The organism is Labrys okinawensis, assembly GCF_002982075.1.
Lineage (GTDB): Bacteria > Pseudomonadota > Alphaproteobacteria > Rhizobiales > Labraceae > Labrys > Labrys okinawensis_A.
On sequence record NZ_PUEJ01000008.1, the window covers coordinates 25,910 to 43,901 of the forward strand.

General features: G+C 66.1%; 15 protein-coding genes and 1 tRNA gene. 11 read left to right on the forward strand and 5 right to left on the reverse strand.

The annotated features are described in order from the left end of the window. Positions 1-54: 54 nt before the first annotated feature. From C5L14_RS20725 to C5L14_RS20735, 3 genes are all read right to left on the reverse strand, one after another. Complete coding sequence (locus C5L14_RS20725; protein ID WP_245443466.1) at positions 55-1,098, reverse strand: ABC transporter permease; 1,044 nt, start codon at positions 1,096-1,098, stop codon at positions 55-57. 7 nt (positions 1,099-1,105) lie between these two features. Then, positions 1,106-1,846 (reverse strand): ATP-binding cassette domain-containing protein, encoded by a 741-nt coding sequence (locus C5L14_RS20730; RefSeq protein ID WP_105863982.1) that lies wholly within the window; start codon positions 1,844-1,846, stop codon positions 1,106-1,108. A gap of 564 nt (positions 1,847-2,410) precedes the next feature. Next, positions 2,411-5,074, reverse strand: a complete 2,664-nt coding sequence (locus C5L14_RS20735) for a TIGR02302 family protein (RefSeq protein ID WP_105863983.1) — start codon at positions 5,072-5,074, stop codon at positions 2,411-2,413. A 900-nt stretch (positions 5,075-5,974) separates the two neighbouring features. Between C5L14_RS20735 and C5L14_RS20740 the strand changes: the two genes are divergently transcribed. Both C5L14_RS20740 and C5L14_RS20745 read left to right on the forward strand, forming a co-directional pair. After that, positions 5,975-6,754, forward strand: coding sequence for a class I SAM-dependent methyltransferase (locus tag C5L14_RS20740; RefSeq protein ID WP_105863984.1), 780 nt, complete (start codon positions 5,975-5,977; stop codon positions 6,752-6,754). Beyond that, positions 6,751-8,214 carry a cobyric acid synthase gene (locus tag C5L14_RS20745; RefSeq protein ID WP_181161269.1) on the forward strand — a complete coding sequence of 488 codons (1,464 nt, stop codon included), beginning with the start codon at positions 6,751-6,753 and terminating at the stop codon, positions 8,212-8,214. The genes C5L14_RS20740 and C5L14_RS20745 overlap by 4 nt, the downstream gene beginning before the upstream one ends. A 165-nt stretch (positions 8,215-8,379) precedes the next feature. On the opposite strand, the gene cbiB is transcribed toward C5L14_RS20745, so the two are convergent. Continuing rightward, positions 8,380-9,363, reverse strand: coding sequence for an adenosylcobinamide-phosphate synthase CbiB (gene cbiB / locus C5L14_RS20750; protein WP_105864215.1), 984 nt, complete (start codon positions 9,361-9,363; stop codon positions 8,380-8,382). Between the two features lie 283 nt (positions 9,364-9,646). Here cbiB and C5L14_RS20755 point away from each other — a divergent pair. Continuing rightward, positions 9,647-9,722 (forward strand) — tRNA-Ala (locus C5L14_RS20755). A 398-nt stretch (positions 9,723-10,120) separates the two neighbouring features. Continuing rightward, positions 10,121-10,891, forward strand: coding sequence for a hypothetical protein (locus C5L14_RS20760; RefSeq protein WP_105863985.1), 771 nt, complete (start codon positions 10,121-10,123; stop codon positions 10,889-10,891). 3 nt (positions 10,892-10,894) lie between these two features. On the opposite strand, the gene C5L14_RS20765 is transcribed toward C5L14_RS20760, so the two are convergent. Then, positions 10,895-11,800, reverse strand: a complete 906-nt coding sequence (locus C5L14_RS20765; RefSeq protein WP_105863986.1) for a LysR family transcriptional regulator — start codon at positions 11,798-11,800, stop codon at positions 10,895-10,897. An 82-nt stretch (positions 11,801-11,882) separates the two neighbouring features. Here C5L14_RS20765 and C5L14_RS20770 point away from each other — a divergent pair, with 82 nt between their 5' ends. From C5L14_RS20770 to C5L14_RS20800, 7 genes are all read left to right on the forward strand, one after another. Next, the gene (locus C5L14_RS20770; protein WP_105864216.1) at positions 11,883-12,632 is read left to right on the forward strand and encodes a sulfite exporter TauE/SafE family protein; all 750 of its coding nucleotides are present in this window, start codon (positions 11,883-11,885) and stop codon (positions 12,630-12,632) included. A 137-nt stretch (positions 12,633-12,769) separates the two neighbouring features. Continuing rightward, positions 12,770-14,182 carry an MFS transporter gene (locus tag C5L14_RS20775; protein WP_105863987.1) on the forward strand — a complete coding sequence of 471 codons (1,413 nt, stop codon included), beginning with the start codon at positions 12,770-12,772 and terminating at the stop codon, positions 14,180-14,182. Between the two features lie 143 nt (positions 14,183-14,325). Then, complete coding sequence (locus tag C5L14_RS20780) at positions 14,326-14,637, forward strand: ribbon-helix-helix domain-containing protein (RefSeq protein WP_068289590.1); 312 nt, start codon at positions 14,326-14,328, stop codon at positions 14,635-14,637. A 181-nt stretch (positions 14,638-14,818) separates the two neighbouring features. Further along, positions 14,819-15,190, forward strand: coding sequence for a c-type cytochrome (locus C5L14_RS20785; protein WP_245443468.1), 372 nt, complete (start codon positions 14,819-14,821; stop codon positions 15,188-15,190). 30 nt (positions 15,191-15,220) lie between these two features. After that, positions 15,221-15,595: a VOC family protein gene (locus tag C5L14_RS20790; protein ID WP_245443470.1), complete on the forward strand. Its 375-nt coding sequence runs from the start codon at positions 15,221-15,223 to the stop codon at positions 15,593-15,595. 94 nt (positions 15,596-15,689) lie between these two features. Continuing rightward, positions 15,690-16,226, forward strand: coding sequence for a twin-arginine translocation signal domain-containing protein (locus C5L14_RS20795; RefSeq protein WP_245443472.1), 537 nt, complete (start codon positions 15,690-15,692; stop codon positions 16,224-16,226). Between the two features lie 189 nt (positions 16,227-16,415). Further along, a complete protein-coding gene (locus tag C5L14_RS20800) occupies positions 16,416-17,987 on the forward strand; it encodes a GMC family oxidoreductase (protein WP_105863991.1) in 1,572 nt (523 codons plus the stop codon). Positions 17,988-17,992 lie beyond the last annotated feature (5 nt).

The window sequence follows — 17,992 nt, forward strand, 5'->3', positions numbered from 1 at the left end:
CGGGCGTGCCCTCGGCACGCCCTTGGGCCATTCACACGACGCCGGTTCGACCGGTCATTCGCGTCTCTTGCCGCGGATCCTTTCGAGCAGGACCGCGAGAACCAGGAAGCTGCCGACGAAGACACCCTGCCAGTTGGAATCGACGCCGGCCATCAGCAGGGCATTGCGGATGACCTCGAGCAGGGCCGAGCCGATCAGCGCGCCGAAGGCGCCGCCTTCCCCGCCCATCAGATTGGCGCCGCCGATCACGGTGGAAGCGATGGCGCGCAGCTCATAGCCCGTGCCGAGGGAATTGATGGCCGAGCCGGCCCAGCCGACGCTGAGGATGGCGGCGATGGCGCCGCTGACGCCCGAGACGACATAGGCCTGCAGCTTGATGCGCTTGACCGGCACGCCGGTCAGGTTGGCAGCCTGTTCGTTGCCGCCGATGGCGAGGAGATGGCGGCCCCAGCTCGTCATGCGCATCACCACGAACAAGGCCAGCGTAAGGACGAGCAGCACCCAGACCGGATTGGCGATGCCGAGGATCGAGCCGGCGCCGATGGTCTTGAAGGCCGGGCCGCCGGGGCCGAAATTGTAGAGCATCTTGTTGCCCGAGAGCACCACGGCGACCGAGCGCGCCGCCGAGAGCATGCCCAGCGTCACCACGAACGGGGACAGGCCGACATAGGCGATGAGGCCGCCATTGACGGCGCCCGCCAGAGCGCCGGCGGCAAGGCCGGCACCGACGGCGGCATACCAGGGATAGCCGGCCTCCAGCGTGAGGCCGCAGGCGACCGCCACCAGGCCCATGATCGAGCCGACGGACAGGTCGATGCCGCCGGTGATGATCACCACGGTGGCGCCCAGCGCCATGATGCCGATGAAGGCGAAGTTGCGGGTGATGTTGTAGAAATTGTCCTCGGTGGCGAAGCGCGGCTCGCGTAGCGACATCAGCACGCAGATGACGATCAGCGCGATGGTGACCCAGAAGGCCTGACTGGAGACCAGCGTCTGCCAAAGCGACTTCTCGCGGATCGCCAGGACGGATTCGATGGAGACGCTGGCGCTGTCGCGGCTCGGATCGTTGCGGGAAGCGGGGGGCATGGTGTTCGTCATCGCAGCCTCATGCCACCTGGATGGCGCCGGTGATCAGGCCGGTCACCTCTTCGGGGGAAGTCCGGTCGATCGGCTTGTCCGCCACCTTGTGGCCGCGGCGCATGACGATGACGCGGTCACAGACCTCGAACACATCGGGCATGCGGTGGGAGATCAACACCACCGAAATTCCGGCATCGCGCAGGCGCCGGATCAGGCCAAGCACCTCGGCGACCTGGCGCACGCTGATGGCGGCGGTCGGCTCGTCCATCAGCACGATCTTGGCCTTGGAGAGCCGGGTCCGCGCGATGGCCACGGCCTGACGCTGGCCGCCCGACATCTGGCGGACGAGGTCGCGGGGACGGGTTTCGGATTTGAGCTCGGCGAAGAGCTCGCCGGCTTTTTGGATCATCGCCCCGTGGTCGAGCCAGCGGAAAGGCCCGATCCGCTTCTTGATCTCGCGGCCGAGAAAGACGTTGGCGGCGGCCGAGAGATTGTTGCACAGGGCCAGGTCCTGATAGACCACCTCGATGCCCTTGGCCCGCGCCTCGACGGGCTTGTGGAAATGCACCGTCTCGTCGTCCAGCATGATCTCGCCGGAGGTGGGCGGGAAGTTGCCGGCGATCAGCTTCACCAGGGTCGACTTGCCCGCGCCGTTGTCGCCCATCAGGCCGACGATCTCGCCGCGGCCGATGGTGAGGTCGACATCGGTGAGCGCCCTGATCGCCCCGAAGCTTTTTCCGACTTTTTGTAAGACCAGCAGCGTCATTGCGAGGCGCTCCCTCGTACCGATGGCACTATATTTGATATTGTCAGACGATATTGCACGTATTGCGCGAGATAACCCGCCGGCCGCGGTGGCCTGGAAGCCTGTCCTGTGGCGTTATGCACCTGACGGTGAGGCGATCCGGCGCGCAGAAACTCAGTATCGTCTTTACGACCTTGTCTGAATTTCAATTATTGCGCGATCTAAGGGCGCCGCTGGCTGAAGCGTTCTTTTAACGAAACGCAAGCATTCATCGTCATGATGATAGATGTCACGGCAGTGCTTGTTTTCTGCACCGATTTTCTGCACTTGGGCCTCCCGATCCACATAGTGCCGGCGACTTTCAATGTCGTCTTGTTTATATTTGCTGTAGCCGCCCGATAGTGCTTGTCATCTGGCCGGGGTGTCAAGCCTCTTGCGCATGACGGACGGGGCGCTCGCATGTGAGCGACCGGGTCATTCGCGGTCACTGGCAAGAAAGTCTTCGATCCTGGAAGAGATCCCATGCCTGCGGTGCTGCATGACTGCCGCATCGCGCACGGGACGACATGCGATGCGTGGCATGCCTCACTGCCGGTTGAGCAGGCGCTCCAGATAGTCCGTCTCCGCCTTCGGGCGGTTGGGATCGGCGAGGCGGCGGCGCAGTTCGTTCAGGACTTCGCCGGCGCGCCTGGAAGGCGAAGCCTCGGTGGAGCCGTCGGCACTGAAGTCGGGGCCATTGGGCAATTGCCGGCCGAGCGGATCCTTGCCGCCCCGATTGTTGCCCTGCTGCGGGCCCTTGCCGTTCTTGCGGGCCTGCGCCATCTGCTCGGCCAGCCCCTTGGCCGCCTTGCGCAGGGCTTCGATGGCCCGTCCCTGCGAATTGACGGCATTCTCGCCATCCTGCTCGCCAAGCTGGTTTTCGGCATCGCGCATGGCCTGCCCGGCCTCGCCCAGGGCACCAGGGGTCTCCGCGCCGCTATCGCGCAGATTCTTCTGCATCTTCTCCAATTGCTGGCGCAGCGCCTGCTGGCGTTCCTTCAATTGGTCGAGGGAGGGCGAAGCTTCGCCCTGTCCACCTTGGCCCTGCCCGCCCTGGCCCGTGCTGCCCGGCCCCTGTCCATTCTGGCCTTGGCGACCCTGGCCGGACGGGCCCTGTCCCTGTCCACCTTGGCCTTGATCGCCGAGTCCCTGGTCGCCAAGCCCCTGGTCGCCCATGCCCTGATCACCCGGACCCTGGCCGTCCTGCCCCTGGCCTTCTTGGCCCTGTCCTTCCTGTCCCTGCCCGAAAGGCTGGTTCTGGCGGTAGGTCTGGTCGCGCAGGCGCTGCTGACGCAGGATCATCTTGCCCATGTCGTTGAGCGATTGCTGCATCTGCTGCATCGTGGGATCGCCCTGGCCGACGCTATCCTCGGGATTGGCCAGGTTGTTGAGGATGTCGTCGAGCTGCGAGAGCAGCTTCTGCGCATCGTCCTTCTTGCCGTTCTTGGCTGAATTCTCGAGCTGGTCGAGCAGCTTGTTCAGTTCCTCCGGCGTGATGTTGCGCACGGGCTTGTCGCCGGGTTTCTGGGTGTTCTTGAGGGCCTGCTGCTGGCGCTTGGCATAGTCCTGCAGGAAATCGTTGAGGGCCTGGCGCAATTCCTGGGTGAGCTTTTCGATCTCCTCGGGCGAGGCGCCGCGTTCCAGTGCCTCCTTCAACTTTTCGCGCGCGGCCCTGAGCCGGCGCTCGGCGACGCTACCGTCGCCTTCCTCGATGGCGAGCGCGATCTGCCAGAGATAATCGGCGGCGTCGCGATAGGCGTCATCGGAATTCGCGCGGTCGATCCGGTCGCGCACGGTGCGCAGGCCGAGATAGAGGCCGGCATCCTTGGTGAAGTCCTCCGGCGCGATCATCAGCGCTTCCAGCGCATATTTGACCTCGCGGGCCTGGTTGGCATCGAGCGCCAGGGTGAGGCGCTGTTCCACCAGGGCGCGGGCGAGCGGGTTCTGGAACTCGCGCTGAGGCAGGGTGACGTCCTGAGGCTCGCTGCGGCCCTCATTGCCGGCATCGTCGCGTACCACCAGCGTCATCTTGACGGTGGCGCCGGCCAGCGGATCGGCCGAGAGATTGCGCGTTGCCGTCACCGTGCCGGAGCGGGCATGGCCCGCCGGCGCGGAGAGGGCGATCTTCGGCGGCTGGTAGAGCGGATGCCCGTCCGACAGCAGCGTGCTCTGACTCTCGACGGCGGTGGCGCCGTAATCATCGTCGATCTTGTAGCTGAAGATCATGCCGCCCTTGCCGTCGGGCTTCACCGGCCCTTCGAAGGCGATGGTGGGCGGTCTGTCGGGGATGACGGTGAAGGCAAAGCGCGTCAGGCTGCCGTCGCCATGGCGAATGTCGATGCCGGTGTCGGACATCAGCTTGAGGCGCTTTTCGACGACGGCGGCTTCCTGATCGGCGGGCGTCGAAGAGGGGACGTCCTCGGTGCCCGCCTGTGCCGCGATCTCGGCGCCCTTGTCGCCGGCAAGGCGAACCACGAGGACGGAGCCCTGCGGCACCGGGATCGGCGCGCCCTGATTGGCCTGCGAGAGGACCTGGGGGGCACGGCGCGTATAGGGCGGCGGCGTCACCCAGGCGTCCATGCGCATGCCTGACAGCTCGCCGTCCTGACCCGAGAACAGCGCGGCGATGTCGTGCCGGGGGGAGGCGAGGGCATCGATGAGGCGCGGCAGGCGTTCGGCCCCCGCATAGAAGAAGCCGACGAACAGGGCCAGGATGGCGCCGACGCGCAGGCCATAGCGATCGAGCTGTGGCAGGCCGGGCGAGGGCAGGCCGAGACTCACCCGGCGGCTCGCCTCCAGGGCGAGGCGCAGATGCCGGCGCCACAACGCTTCGGCGAGCGGATCCCCGCCGCCCTGCACCAGCCGGTCCTGCCGGGTGGTGGCCGGGCGATGCGGCAGGCCGATGGCCTCGTCGATGCGATGGAGAGCCATGTCCCGGCTGGGGAAGCGCAGCCGGGCGAGCGGCCAGAGCGAAGCGAGAAGGCCGGCAAAAAAGACCAGGAAGAGAGCAAGACGCGGCAGGCCGGCGAGCACCCCGAACAGATCGAACCAGCTCAGTGCCACGAACAGGCCGATAACACCCACCGGCACGGCCAGGCGCGGCCAGGCCTGTTCCCAGAACAGGGCAAGCCTCGCACGCAGCACGAGCGTTTCGAAGGCGCGTGTGTCGCCTGCCGCTTCCTCGCTCATGCCTGCCTCGGGATCAGCCATGCATCATCCAAACATCTCGATCGGCAGCAGGATAGGCCGCCCAGCCGGGTGATTCCAGTACCTGCCTATCATAAGCCTGTGCGTGGCAAATCCATGTCCAAACGCATGTTTGCCGCCAAGCGCCTATTTTGAAGGGATGACTAGGCCAAAGGATACCCAGACCTTGCCCGGGATGGGCGCGCCGGCTGCGGCAGAAGCACGCCGATGGAGCAGCTCGCCACCAAATGTCGGCCGATGGGAATCTCAAAAGGAGAAAGTCAAATTCCACACGCTGCGGACAGCACCAGGGGGCTCAAATCCGCGGTATATTCGGCAAGACCGGCAATATCTGGTCCCGTTTTGACGGGACCGCCTTCTTGTCGGTCTATGATGCATGAGATCTTTGAGCGATGAGAGCGCTTCGGCATGATAACGCGTATAAATCGATCTTGATTGCGTTGCTTTTCACCGGAAGAAGAACAGCCAAAGCAAGATGATGATCGGAATGGGTATTCCGACCAGCCAGAGCAAAAGCGCGCGTCCCATTATACCATCTCCATTACTGATGCGGAACGGAGGAATCCGCTCCGGCTTTGAACAACCATTAACCGCAGGATTGGTTCCCGACGCGAAGGACGATGATCGCCAGGATCCTCATGATCCAGGGCATGGTCGGGCATGGGCCGGTCGCCGCCGGTAGCGGGGCTGTGCCGTCATTCCGTCGACCGGGGCCTGAGGAGGCGCCTCCTCAGGCCGCAGAACGCGTCGACGAGGCCGCCATCACCGGGGAGAGTGGTCGAGCTGCGGCGGACCGGGCGCGGAATGTCGCTTCGGGCGTAGCGAATCGGCAGGCTTTGCGGCGCTGGATAGGGGTGATAGGCAAGCAACACCTGGAACGAGCCGAGCAGGACCGACAAGCCCGTGAACCACGACAATGCCCGCCCCGACCGGCTCTATGAGGATCCGGATCTCGCCAGCTTCTATGACGTCGAGAACGAGTGGAGCGCAGATCGCGCCTGCTGCCGGTCTCTGGCGGCGGGCTGTGCTTCGGTGCTCGATCTTGGCTGCGGCACGGGCGATCTTGCGGCGGACGTGGCGCGCCAGCCCGGTTGCACCGTCTTCGGCGTCGATCCCGCCGCTGCCATGCTCGATATCGCCCGCCGCCGCCCGGGCGGCGACCGGGTGACCTTCGTGCAGGGGGACGGTCGTATCGTGCGGCTCGGCCGCCGTTTCGACCTCGTGGTGATGACCGGCCATGCCTTCCAGGTCTTTCTCACGCAGGAGGACCGCATCGCCGCCCTGCGCACGATCGCGGCGCATCTGGAGCCCGGGGGCCGTTTCATCTTCGACAGCCGCAACCCCGCCATGGAGCAGTGGCGGGAATGGACGCCGGAGCAATCACGCCGGCGGATCGAGCATCCGCGTTTCGGGGCAGTCGAGGCCTGGAACGACGTCACGCACGATCCCGCCACGGAGGTCGTGACCTACGGCACCCATTATCGCATCCTTGCCGACGGGCGGACGCTGTCGTCGCATTCGCGCATCGCCTTTGCGCCGCGGTCCGAGCTGGAGCGGGCGCTGGACCAGGCGGGCCTGGAGGTGGAGGCCTGGTATGGCGATTGGGAGCGGGGCCCCTTGACACCGACATCGCCGGATTTCATTCCCCTCGGCCGGCTGCGCGGGAGCTCGGGGCATCGATGACCGCCAGAATCCTCATGATCCAGGGCACGGGCTCGGATGTCGGCAAGTCGCTGCTGGTGGCGGGACTGTGCCGTCACTTCGCCGACCGGGGCCTGAGAGTGCGTCCCTTCAAGCCGCAGAACATGTCGAACAATGCCGCCGTCACCGTGGATGGCGGCGAAATCGGCCGGGCGCAGGCGCTCCAGGCCCGGGCGGCGCGGGTGGCGCTCAGCGTGCATATGAACCCGGTGCTCTTGAAGCCGCAATCGGAGATCGGGGCGCAGATCATCGTGCAGGGCCGCATGCGCGGTTCGGCCCGCGCCCGCGACTACCAGGCGCTCAAGCCCGCGCTGATGGCCGACGTGCTCGACAGTTTCGAGCGCCTGAGAGCCGAAGCCGATCTCGTGCTGGTCGAGGGAGCGGGCTCGGCCTCGGAGGTCAATCTGCGCGCCGGCGACATCGCCAATATGGGCTTTGCCCGGGCAGTGAACGCCCCCGTGCTGCTCGCCGGCGATATCGACCGCGGCGGCGTGATCGCGCAGATCCTCGGCACGAAGGTGGCGATCGATCCCGAGGATGCCGCCCTGATCCGGGGCTTCATCGTCAACAAGATGCGCGGCGATGCCAGCCTGTTCGCCGACGGCATGGCCTTCATCGCCGAACGTTCCGGCTGGCCGGCCCTCGGCCTGGTGCCGCATTTTCCTCAGGCCGGTCGCCTGCCGGCGGAGGACGCGCTGGCGCTCGGCTCCTATGGCTCGCGCCGCGCCGGCGCCAAGCTGACCATCGCAGTGCCGATGATGCCGCGCATCTCCAATTTCGACGATCTCGATCCGCTGGCCCAGGAGGCCGAGGTCGATCTTGTCATGGTGAAGCCCGGCCAGCCCCTGCCGGTGGCCGATCTCGTCATCCTGCCCGGCTCGAAAGCGACCATTGCCGACCTTGCCTTCCTGCGCGCCGAAGGCTGGGACATCGACATCGCGGCCCATGTCCGGCGCGGCGGCCATGTCCTCGGCCTGTGCGGCGGCTACCAGATGCTGGGCAGGCGCATCGCCGATCCCGACGGCATCGAAGGACCGCCGGGCGAGGTCGCGGGCCTCGGCCTCCTCGACGCCGTTACCCGCCTCGGCGGCGACAAGCGCCTGGTGGCGGTGAGCGGGCGCAGCTGCGCGGACGGGGTCGCTTTCTCCGGGTATGAGATGCATGTCGGCGTTACCGAGGGGCCCGCGCTCGCCCGTCCGCTGCTGCGCTTCGACGACGGCAGCCTCGACGGAGCCGGCTCGGCGGATGGCCGCATCGCCGGCTGCTATGTGCATGGCCTGTTCGGCGACGATCGCCAGCGGGCCGCCTGGCTCGCCCGCCTCGGCGGGCAGGGCAGCAGCCTGGCCTATGAAGCCGTGGTGGAGGAGACGCTGGATGCTTTCGCCGCCCATCTCGCCAGCCATCTCGACATGACGGCGATCGGGCGGATCATCGGGCTGTAGGGCGAAGCCGCTAGGTTTACGGGGTTTGGCGCGCGTCCGGTGGGTCGATCTCCAGATCGACCATCTTGGAAACGCCGGACTTGCCGGCGGAAAGATGCCGATCCCCGCTCCATCCGGAATTTCCTCACCCCCGGGCTCTCTCCCGAGCCGGGAGAGCGGGCGCTCTTACTGATACTGCTTGTAGATCAGGTAGAAGGTGAGGAGGCCGATCAAGGCCGACAGGATCACGCACGCCATGTGATAGAGATCGAGCGCGCGACGGATGTCGGCCGCACCGGCATCGGCCCGGCCATTGCCCATATAGGCGTCCTCGACCAGGGTCTCGCCATAGATGCGGGGACCGGCGAGGCGCAGGTCGAGCGCGCCGGCCATGGCCGCCTCGGGCCAGCCGGCATTGGGCGAGCGGTGCTTGCCGGCATCGCGCCTCACGGCAGCGATGGCGGCCCGCCCGCGGCGATGGCGGATGAAGGCGGCGGCGCTGATGATCAGGGCCGTCAGGCGGGCGGGGATGAGGTTCAGCCAGTCGTCGAGCCGGGCGGCGGCCCAGCCGAAGGCCTCGTGGCGGGGGGTGCGGTGGCCGATCATCGAATCGGCGGTGTTGATGATCTTGTAGACGGCGATGCCGGGCAGGCCGAACAGGGCATACCAGAACACCGGCGCCACCACGCCGTCGGAGAAATTCTCGGCCAGGCTCTCGATCGCGGCACGGCAGACACCCGGCTCGTCCAGGGTTTCGGGATTACGCCCGACGATCATCGAGACGGCCTTGCGGCCGCCGGCCAGGCCGCCGACCTCCAGCCCATGCGCGACATCCTCGACATGGTCGCCCAGGCTCTTGGAGGCGATCAGCGCGGAAGCGATCAGCCCGAGCGGAATGAAGCCATAGGTGATGGAAAGGCAGAGCCGTTCCACGATAATGCCGCCGAGCCCGGCGACCAGCACCAGGACACCGGTGGTGACGATGCCGGCGCCCCGACGGGTCGAGGGAGCATCCTCCGCAAAATTCAGGCGCCGGTCGAGCCAGCCGATGAGGGCGCCCATCCAGGTGACGGGATGGCCGATCCGCGCATAGAGCCAGCGCGGATAGCCGAAGATCATTTCGAAGGCCCAGGCGATCGCGAGACTGAGAATTCTAGAGAAAACATCCATCGATACGGCAAAACCAAACTTGATCGGCACCCAGCCCGTTCCGGGCCACCATGCCTCGCCAAGACTCAGAATTCGGTTAAGGATTTCCAAATTCCGCTCGGTCCCCACCCTTTCTGGGACTGAAGCCAGCCCCCTGGAACCGCGGATGGGGACACGCGCAGTCCCGGCAAGGGCACTGCGCCATCGAGGCTCGGCCATCTTCAGCCAGCGGGCCTGGATATATGGCAAGTCCGCTTGACAGGAGGGAGGCACGAACACTAAATGGCGACGCTTCCGGGCAGCCGGGGCTGTAGCTCAGTTGGGAGAGCGCTGCAATCGCACTGCAGAGGTCGTGAGTTCGAATCTCATCAGCTCCACCATCCCGCTTCGCGCTCCAGGCGAGGCAGGAACCCCCGAATAGCCAACAAAGCCTGCATGTTTTGCGCAGTGGCCTGCCAATGGCGCGCGCCGTTCCGCCTCACATTAAGTTTACGCAATGGCATGTGCGGCGGGCATTTCCTCCACCGAAACGCCGATTGGTCGTTCCGAAAAATGCGTTGGACGCGCGAAGCACCAAAGCAGAAGCGGCGATGCTGCCGGCGGGTAGGGCGTCGCGCACGGTGGGCTGGAGCGGCCGATCATCCTCGCGGCCTCGGTTTTCTTTATGCCGCCCTTATGCGATCGGCCCGAAATAGGACGATCTCCTGATTTGAAGGTCCCCATCCGCCGGCCGTATGATGTCGCGGCTGGCAGGGCTTCGAAACGATCGAGGATGAGAATGAGAGCGTCGGTTGCCGAACTCGGTGAGGCGCTGGCTTTCAATCGTTCCGGCGGCATTATCGACGATCTTCCGCTGCAGCTGATTTCCTCGGAGCAGATGGCCGAGGAGGTCCAGGATGCGGCGCTTGCCGCCATGGACGACAATGTCGCCGGCTACTTTGCGACGGCCACGATCCCCGCCACGAGACGCATCCTGCAATGCGAGGTTCCCCTTTTCGGGCCGCTGGCCGCATCGAGCCTGCTGCCGAGCCACAGCCATTTCCGCCTGCCGCCAGGGGTGCTGGGCGCGGAATGGAGCCTCGGCCTGCTGATGGGCGATTCCTATCCCGATCCGCATCGGCCGGTGACCTTGGCGCTGATCGAGGAGGCCATCATCGGCTGCGTGCCGATGATCACCATCCTCGGCCGCCGGGTGAGGGGCGGCGTGCCGCTCAATTCCTGGACGGCGACGGCCGATTTCGGCCTGCATGTCGCCTCCGTCAGGGGAGCTCCGGCCTTTGACCGGCACCTGGCCGACCTCAAGGGGCTGGAGGTCGTCGCCAGCATGAACGGGGCCGTGGTCGGCAGGAGCAGGGGCGAAAGGGTGATGAGCGACATCAGGGAGGCGATTGCGAGCCTCTCGCTCTATCTGGCGCGTCGCAGCCGGCAGGTGCCGCCGGGCAACCTCATCGCCATCGGTGGCGGGCCTCTGATCCTGCAGGCGGTGGTCGGCCAGGCCTTCACTGCCGATTTCGGCGGCTTGGGGGCGGTCGAGGTGGTGTTTGGCTGAGAACTAACTATTCGGATCTCGAGGCGAAGCGCCCTGCCGCTCGAGTTCGTCGATGAGCAGGCGGGCATGCATCGACAGGTCGGCGAGGGACCTTGCGCAGACGACCAAATGGCGATCGGCCCAGCCGTCGCTGAGGCGCAACACGGCAAGGTGGGGGCTGCCATAGCGTTCGACGGCGGCAAGCGGCAGCACGCCGACGCCGATGCCGGCTTCGACCAGGCGGGCCACGGCATCGAAGCTGCGCAGCCTGACGCGATAGGCGATGCGCCGCCCCAGGCGGGCGGCATGGCGGGCGAGATGGTCGGTGAGGGCGCCGCCGGCCAGGCCGACGAAGGGCTCGCCGATCAGCTCGGCAAAGCCGATTTCCGGCCGGGCCGCGAGCGGGCTGGTGCCGGCGGTGATCGCCACCAGGCGATCGACCCCGAGGGAGCGCGTTTCCAGCGCCGCCAGATCGGCGGTGGCGGCGATCACGCCGAAATCGGCCAGGCCGGCCCCGATGGCTTCGACGATCTCGGTGCTGGTCCTTTCCTCGATGTCGATGTCAACGCCGGGATGGTTGGCGAGGAAGACGCGCAGCGCCGCCGGCACCAGTTCGACCAGCCCCGCCGTGTTCGAGAGTATGCGGATCTCGCCCTTGAGGCCGGCGGAGAAGGCGAGAAGCTCGCTGCGCATCTGCTCGACCTGGGCGGTGATGGTGCGGGCATGGTGCAGCAGCGCCCGTCCGGCCGCGGTGGGCTCGACACCGCGGCGGCTGCGGCTGAACAGGGCGGCGCCGAGCACGGCTTCCATGCCGCTCACCCGGGCGCTGGCGGAGGCCAGCGCCATATGCATGCGCTCGGCCCCGCCGGAAATGCTGCCTGCCCGCACCACCGCCTCGAACAGGCGCAGGTCGGTGAGATCGAAACGCATGGTCTTTTCCTTCGGCTTTTCCGAAGGAAAGGGTCGGATCTTCCCGATTGTCAACCGGCTGGCCAAATGTCAGGAAGCCCCCATGTCCGATTTTCTCCTGCTCACCGGGGCCGGCCTGCTTGCTGGCGCGATGAACGCCATGGCGGGCGGCGGCTCCTTCGTGACGCTGCCGGCCCTGATCGCTGCCGGCGTGCCTTCGGTTGCGGCGAATGCTTCGAGCACGGTGGCGCTCTATCCCGGCGGCGCGGCCAGCGCCTATGTCTATCGCAGCGGCTTCGATCCGATCTGCGGCGCGCCGGCCGGATGGATGCTTGCCGTCACCCTGGCCGGCGGCCTCGCGGGCGCGCTCTTGCTCCTGTGGACGCCGACGACCATGTTCGACCGGCTGTTGCCCTGGCTGCTGCTGGTCGCCACCCTCATGCTGGCGGGCGGGCCGCGGCTCGGCGCCGCCTTGCGGGCGCGCCTGGCGGCCGGGCCGGCCGTGGTCTTGGCGATCCAGGCCCTGCTCGGGCTTTATGGCGGCTATTTCGGCGGCGCCGTGGGCCTGATGATGATCGCGGCCTGGAGCCTGCTCGACGGCGCCGACTTCAAGGCGCTGAACCCGTCCCGCACGCTGATGGTGACCGCCGCCAACAGCGCCGCCGTGCTCTGCTTCGCACTCGCCGGAGCGGTCGAATGGCACGAGACCCTGCTGGTGGGCGGCGGGGCTCTCCTCGGCGGCTATCTCGGCGCCCAGGCCGGCCGGCGGCTGCCTTCCGCTGCCGTGCGCTTCGCCACGCTGGCGATCGCGACCGGCATGACGGCGGCCTTCTTCATCAGGGCCTATGCGTGAAAGCGAATTTGGAAACGATCGTTCTCTTTTAGGCCGGTCCTCAGCTTTCCCTTTCCAGCCGCGTCTTCTTTTTCTATGGTCCGACCAATGGCGCGGCGGGCAATGCCCGCCGCCTTCAGTCTTCGGAACCGACCTTCATGACCTCCAAGCCGGCGAGCAGTTCCATCCTGGCCTTTCTCGTCGCCGGCGCCTATTTCATGGAAATGCTGGACGGCACGGTGGTGGTCAGCGCCCTGCCGCAGATGGCCGAGTCCTTCGGCGTGCAGCCGATCGACCTCAATATCGGCATCTCCGCTTATCTGCTCACCCTGGCCGTGCTGATCCCGGCCAGCGGCTGGGTCGCCGACAAATATGGCCCGCGCGCCGTGTTCGGCTGGGCCATCGTGATCTTCACGCTCGCCTCGATCCTGTGCGGCCTCAGCCCCAATCTGTGGACCTTCACGGCGGCCCGCATCCTGCAGGGCGTCGGCGGCGCGCTGATGGTGCCGGTCGGGCGGCTGATCGTGCTGCGCAACACCGCCAAGCAGGACCTGATGCGGGCGATCGCCACCATCACCTGGCCCGGACTGGCGGCGCCCGTGCTCGGCCCGCCGATCGGCGGCTTCCTCGCCACCTATGCGACCTGGCACTGGATCTTCTTCCTCAACGTGCCGCTCGGCATCCTCGGCTTCATCCTCACCATGAAGCTGATTCCCGCCGGCAAGCCCGATGGCGCCAAGCCGTTCGACTGGACGGGCTTCGTGCTGATCGGCATTGCCTGCTTCGGCCTGATGTATGGCCTGGACCTGATCTCGCGGCAGGACGGCTCGATGTCGCTGGCTGCGATCTGGCTGACCGCCAGCGCCGTGGTCACGACGGCCGCCATTCTTCACGCTCGGCGGGCCGAGCATCCCCTGGTCGACCCCTGGGCGCTGCGCATCCGCAGCTTCTCCATCACCATCTGGGGCGGTTCGATATTCCGCGTCGCCATCGGCGCCGTCCCCTTCCTGGCACCCCTGATGTTCCAGCTCGCCTTCGGGCTCGACGCCTATCAGGCCGGCCTTTTGGTGCTGTGGGTGTTCGCCGGCAACATCGTGATGAAGCCCTTCACCACGCCGGTGCTGCGGCGCTTCACGTTCCGCCAGGTGCTGCTCGGCAACGGCCTCCTCAACGCCGTGCTGATCTCCTCCTATGCGCTGCTGACGCCGGCGACGCCCTTTGCGCTGATCTGCGCCCTGCTGTTCGCCAGCGGCCTGACCCGCTCGATGCAGTTCACCGCGCTCAACACCATCGCCTTCGCCGAGGTGCCGGAAGCGCGGATGAGCGGGGCGAACACCCTCTTCAACGTCGCCCAGCAGATGTCGATGGGCCTCGGCGTCGGCGTGGCGGCCGCGGCGCTCAGGCTGGCCGAACTCTGGTTTCCGGGCACGAACGGCTCGCTGCCGCTGATCGATTTCCAGATCGCCTTCGCGGTGATCGGGCTGATTTCCTTCGTCGCCATCCTCGACATGATCGGTCTCGATGCCGGGGCGGGCAACGAGCTCAGGGTCCGGCGGGCCGGCGCGAAATAGCACTCCGATACCAGCGGCGCCTTGGCGCGGCTTTCGCCGATTGACAGAGCCGTTCTCTTTGGAAACAGTCAAAGAAAGCAAAGCGTTTTGCGACGTGCCGCAATCGGCCGGAAGCGCAAGGACGCGCCGATCGGGGGAAAGCCATGTGCCATCTGTTCGCCTCCCAGCCGCCGGAGACCTATGAGACGCATACGCGCTCGGTGCGTATCGGCGGGCATGCCACCTCGATTCGCCTCGAAGCCGTCTATTGGGACATTCTGGAGGAGCTGGCCGTCGACCAGGGCATGTCGCTCGGGCGTTTCGTCACCCGCCTGCATGACGAAGTGCTGGACCTTCACGGCGACGTCCGCAACTTCACCTCGCTCCTGCGCTGCTGCTGCCTGAAATATGTCGCCGAGCTGCGGCCTGCCGCCTCGCGCCGGCCCGCCGCCTTCGACCTGGTCGCCGCGGAGTAGGACAGGGCCGCCGCCCTCACGTTCTCCGGGATCCGTGCCGCAACCCGGCCTATTTTCCGAATTCTCGACGTGTAATGCAATATTACTACCCGGTGCCTGAAGCCGGCACCTAACCTCCCGTCCCTAGTCGCAAACGAAGCAGGCGGTGATGATGGGTGGAACGCGGGGAAGGATGGGCAGGGTGCTTGCCGCGATCGCGGGAGCCTGGCTGCTCGGCATCTGCGCCGCCCAGGCGGACGATGATCTCGCGGCTGCCCAGAAGCAGTTCGTCACCAGTTGCGGCACCTGCCATGTCGTCGACCCCAAGGCGGGGCCGCGCCAGGGGCCGAACCTGGCCGGCCTCATCGGACGCAAGGCGGGAACCTATCCGGGCTACAAATATTCGGCTGCCCTCGCCAATGCCGGCTTCACCTGGGATGCCGACAATCTCGACAAGTGGATCACCAATGCCCAGGCGTTCAAGCCGGGCACCACCATGCCCTATCGCCAGGCCGATCCCGCCAAGCGGGCGCGGATCATCGCCTATCTCAAGTCACTCAGCGTTGAAAAGTAGAGGCCAGTTGCCATGGGCATGATTCACAGCATGATCCGCGTTCTCGACGAGGAGCGTTCGGTCGATTTCTATCGGAAGGCCTTTGGGCTTGAAGTCGCCGGCCGTTTCGCCTTCGAGAGCTTCACCCTGATCTATCTGAGCGACGAGACCGGCTTCGAACTGGAGCTCACGGTCAACAAGGGCCGCACCGAACCCTACCAGCTTGGCGACGGCTATGGCCATCTGGCGATCTCCGTGCCGGACCTCGAGGCGGCCCATGCGAAGGTGGCCGCCCTGGGCCTCAACCCCGGCGATTTGAAGACGCTCTCCTTCCCGGATGGCTCGGGAGCCGCGCGCTTCTTCTTCATCCAGGATCCCGACGGCTACAAGATCGAGGTCCTGCAGCGGGGTGGGCGCTACAAATAGCCTGCCGGCCGCCAGCGCGCGGCCGCCCGGCATGACAAGAATGGCAGACCGGGGCGCCGATGGCAGCCCCGGCGCAACAAGCAGGGAGGATAACATGAAGAAAGCCAGGCAGGCAGGCGAACTGTCCCGTCGCGGTTTTATCGTCTCGGCCGCGACCGGCGTTGCGCTGGTGGTCGCCGGCGGGGCGCTCTACTGCCCGCGGGAGGCCTGGGCGCTCGAAGCCGGCGCGCTGAAGCCGGAGACGTTGGAAACGCTGGTCCGGATGTCGCGCGACATCTATCCGCACGACCGGCTTCCCGATCGCTATTACGCCGTTGCCGTCAAGGATTTCGATGTCAAGGCCGGCAAGGATGCGGCGAGCAAGGCGCTGTTCGAGGATGGCGTGACTACGCTGGACGGGCTGGCCGCCGCGGCGGGGGGGACGCGCTATGCCGACCTCGGCTGGGAGGAGGAGAGGCTGGCGATCCTGCGCAAGATCGAGCCATCGCCCTTCTTCGCCACGGTGCGTTCGGGCCTGGTGGTCAGCCTCTACAACCAGAAGGAGGTCTGGCCCCTCTTCGGCTATGAGGGCTCCTCCGCCGACAAGGGCGGCTACATCAACCGCGGCTTTTCCGACATCGAGTGGCTTTGATCCCGGTCGGCGCAGACCGGATTCCAGCCCTTATTTCCTCCGGACGGCCTTTCCTCCGGCGGCATCCATTCCCTGAGCTAAGCGCGTTTCAATCAGAACGCATTTTTACTCTCATTCTTTGGTTCGACGCGTCCTTGCGTCCTGAGACGAGATCGTCTTGGCGCAGGATGCCTTGGAGGAGACAGAACCATGGCAGCCCCTTTTGATCTGAACGACGATTCCGTCGTGGTGATCGTCGGCTCCGGCGCCGGCGGCGGCACGCTGGGCACCGAACTGGCCCTCAAAGGTGTGAAGGTCGTGATCCTGGAAGCGGGGGGCCGCTACGAGATCGAGGATTTCGTCAACGACGAATGGGAAAGCTTCGGCCAGCTCGCCTGGAAGGACATGCGCACCACCTCGGGAAGCTGGCGGGTGCACAAGGACTTCCCCAATCTGCCGGCCTGGATCGTCAAGGCGGTCGGCGGGTCCAGCGTGCATTGGGCCGGCGCTTCGCTGCGCTTCCAGGAGCACGAATTCAAGATTCGCTCCACCTATGGCAGTCTGCCGGGCGCCAATCTCCTGGACTGGCCGATCACCCTCGCCGAGCTCGAGCCCTATTACGCCAAGGCCGAGGACAAGATGGGGGTGACGCGCACCAACAACATTCCCGGCCTGCCCGGCAACAACAATTACAAGGTGCTGGAAGCCGGCGCCAGGAAGCTCGGCTACAAGGAAGTGCATACCGGGCGCATGGCGATCAACAGCCAGCCGCGCGACGGGCGCGGCTCCTGCCAGCAGATCGGCTTCTGCTTCCAGGGCTGCAAGTCCGGCGCAAAATGGTCGACCCTCTACGCCGAGATCCCCAAGGGCGAGGAAACCGGCAATCTCGAAGTCCGGCCGAACAGCCAGGTGGTGAAGATCGAGCATGACGCGAAGGGCAAGGTCACCGGCGTGGTCTATCTCGACAAGGATGGCAAGACCCAGCGCCAGAAGGCGCGTGTCGTGGCGGTCGCCGGCAATTCCATCGAGAGCCCGCGCCTCCTGCTCAACTCTGCCTCGAACCTGTTCCCCGATGGCCTGGCCAACAGCTCCGGCCAGGTTGGCCGCAACTACATGCGCCATACCACCGGCTCGGTCTATGGCGTGTTCGAAAAGCCGGTGCACATGTATCGCGGCACCACCATGGCCGGCATCGTCAGGGATGAGGCGGGCCACGATCCCAAGCGCGGCTTTGCCGGCGGCTATGAGCTGGAGACGCTGTCGCTCGGCCTGCCCTTCATGGCCGCCTTCCTCGATCCCGGCGCGTGGGGGCGTTCCTTCACCTCTGCGCTCGACAGCTACGACCACATGGCCGGCATGTGGATCGTCGGCGAGGACATGCCGAGCGAGGCCAACCGCATCACCCTGCATGCCTCCGCCAAGGACAAGGCAGGCATGCCGGTCGCCAACGTGCATTTCGACGACCATGAGAACGATACCGCCATGCGCAACCATGCCTACCGGCAGGGACGTGCGATCTATGAGGCGGTCGGGGCCGTCAGGACCTTCCCGACGCCGCCTTATCCCTCCACCCACAATCTCGGCACCAACCGCATGAGCGCCAAGGCGTCCGACGGCGTGGTCAACAAGCACGGCCAGACTCACGACATCAAGAACCTGTTCGTCTCGGACGGCAGCCAGTTCACCAGCGGCGGCGCCGAGAATCCCACCCTGACCATCGTGGCGCTCGCCATCCGCCAGGCGGATTTCATCGCCGCCAGCATGAAGAAGGGGGAGCTGTAGATTGG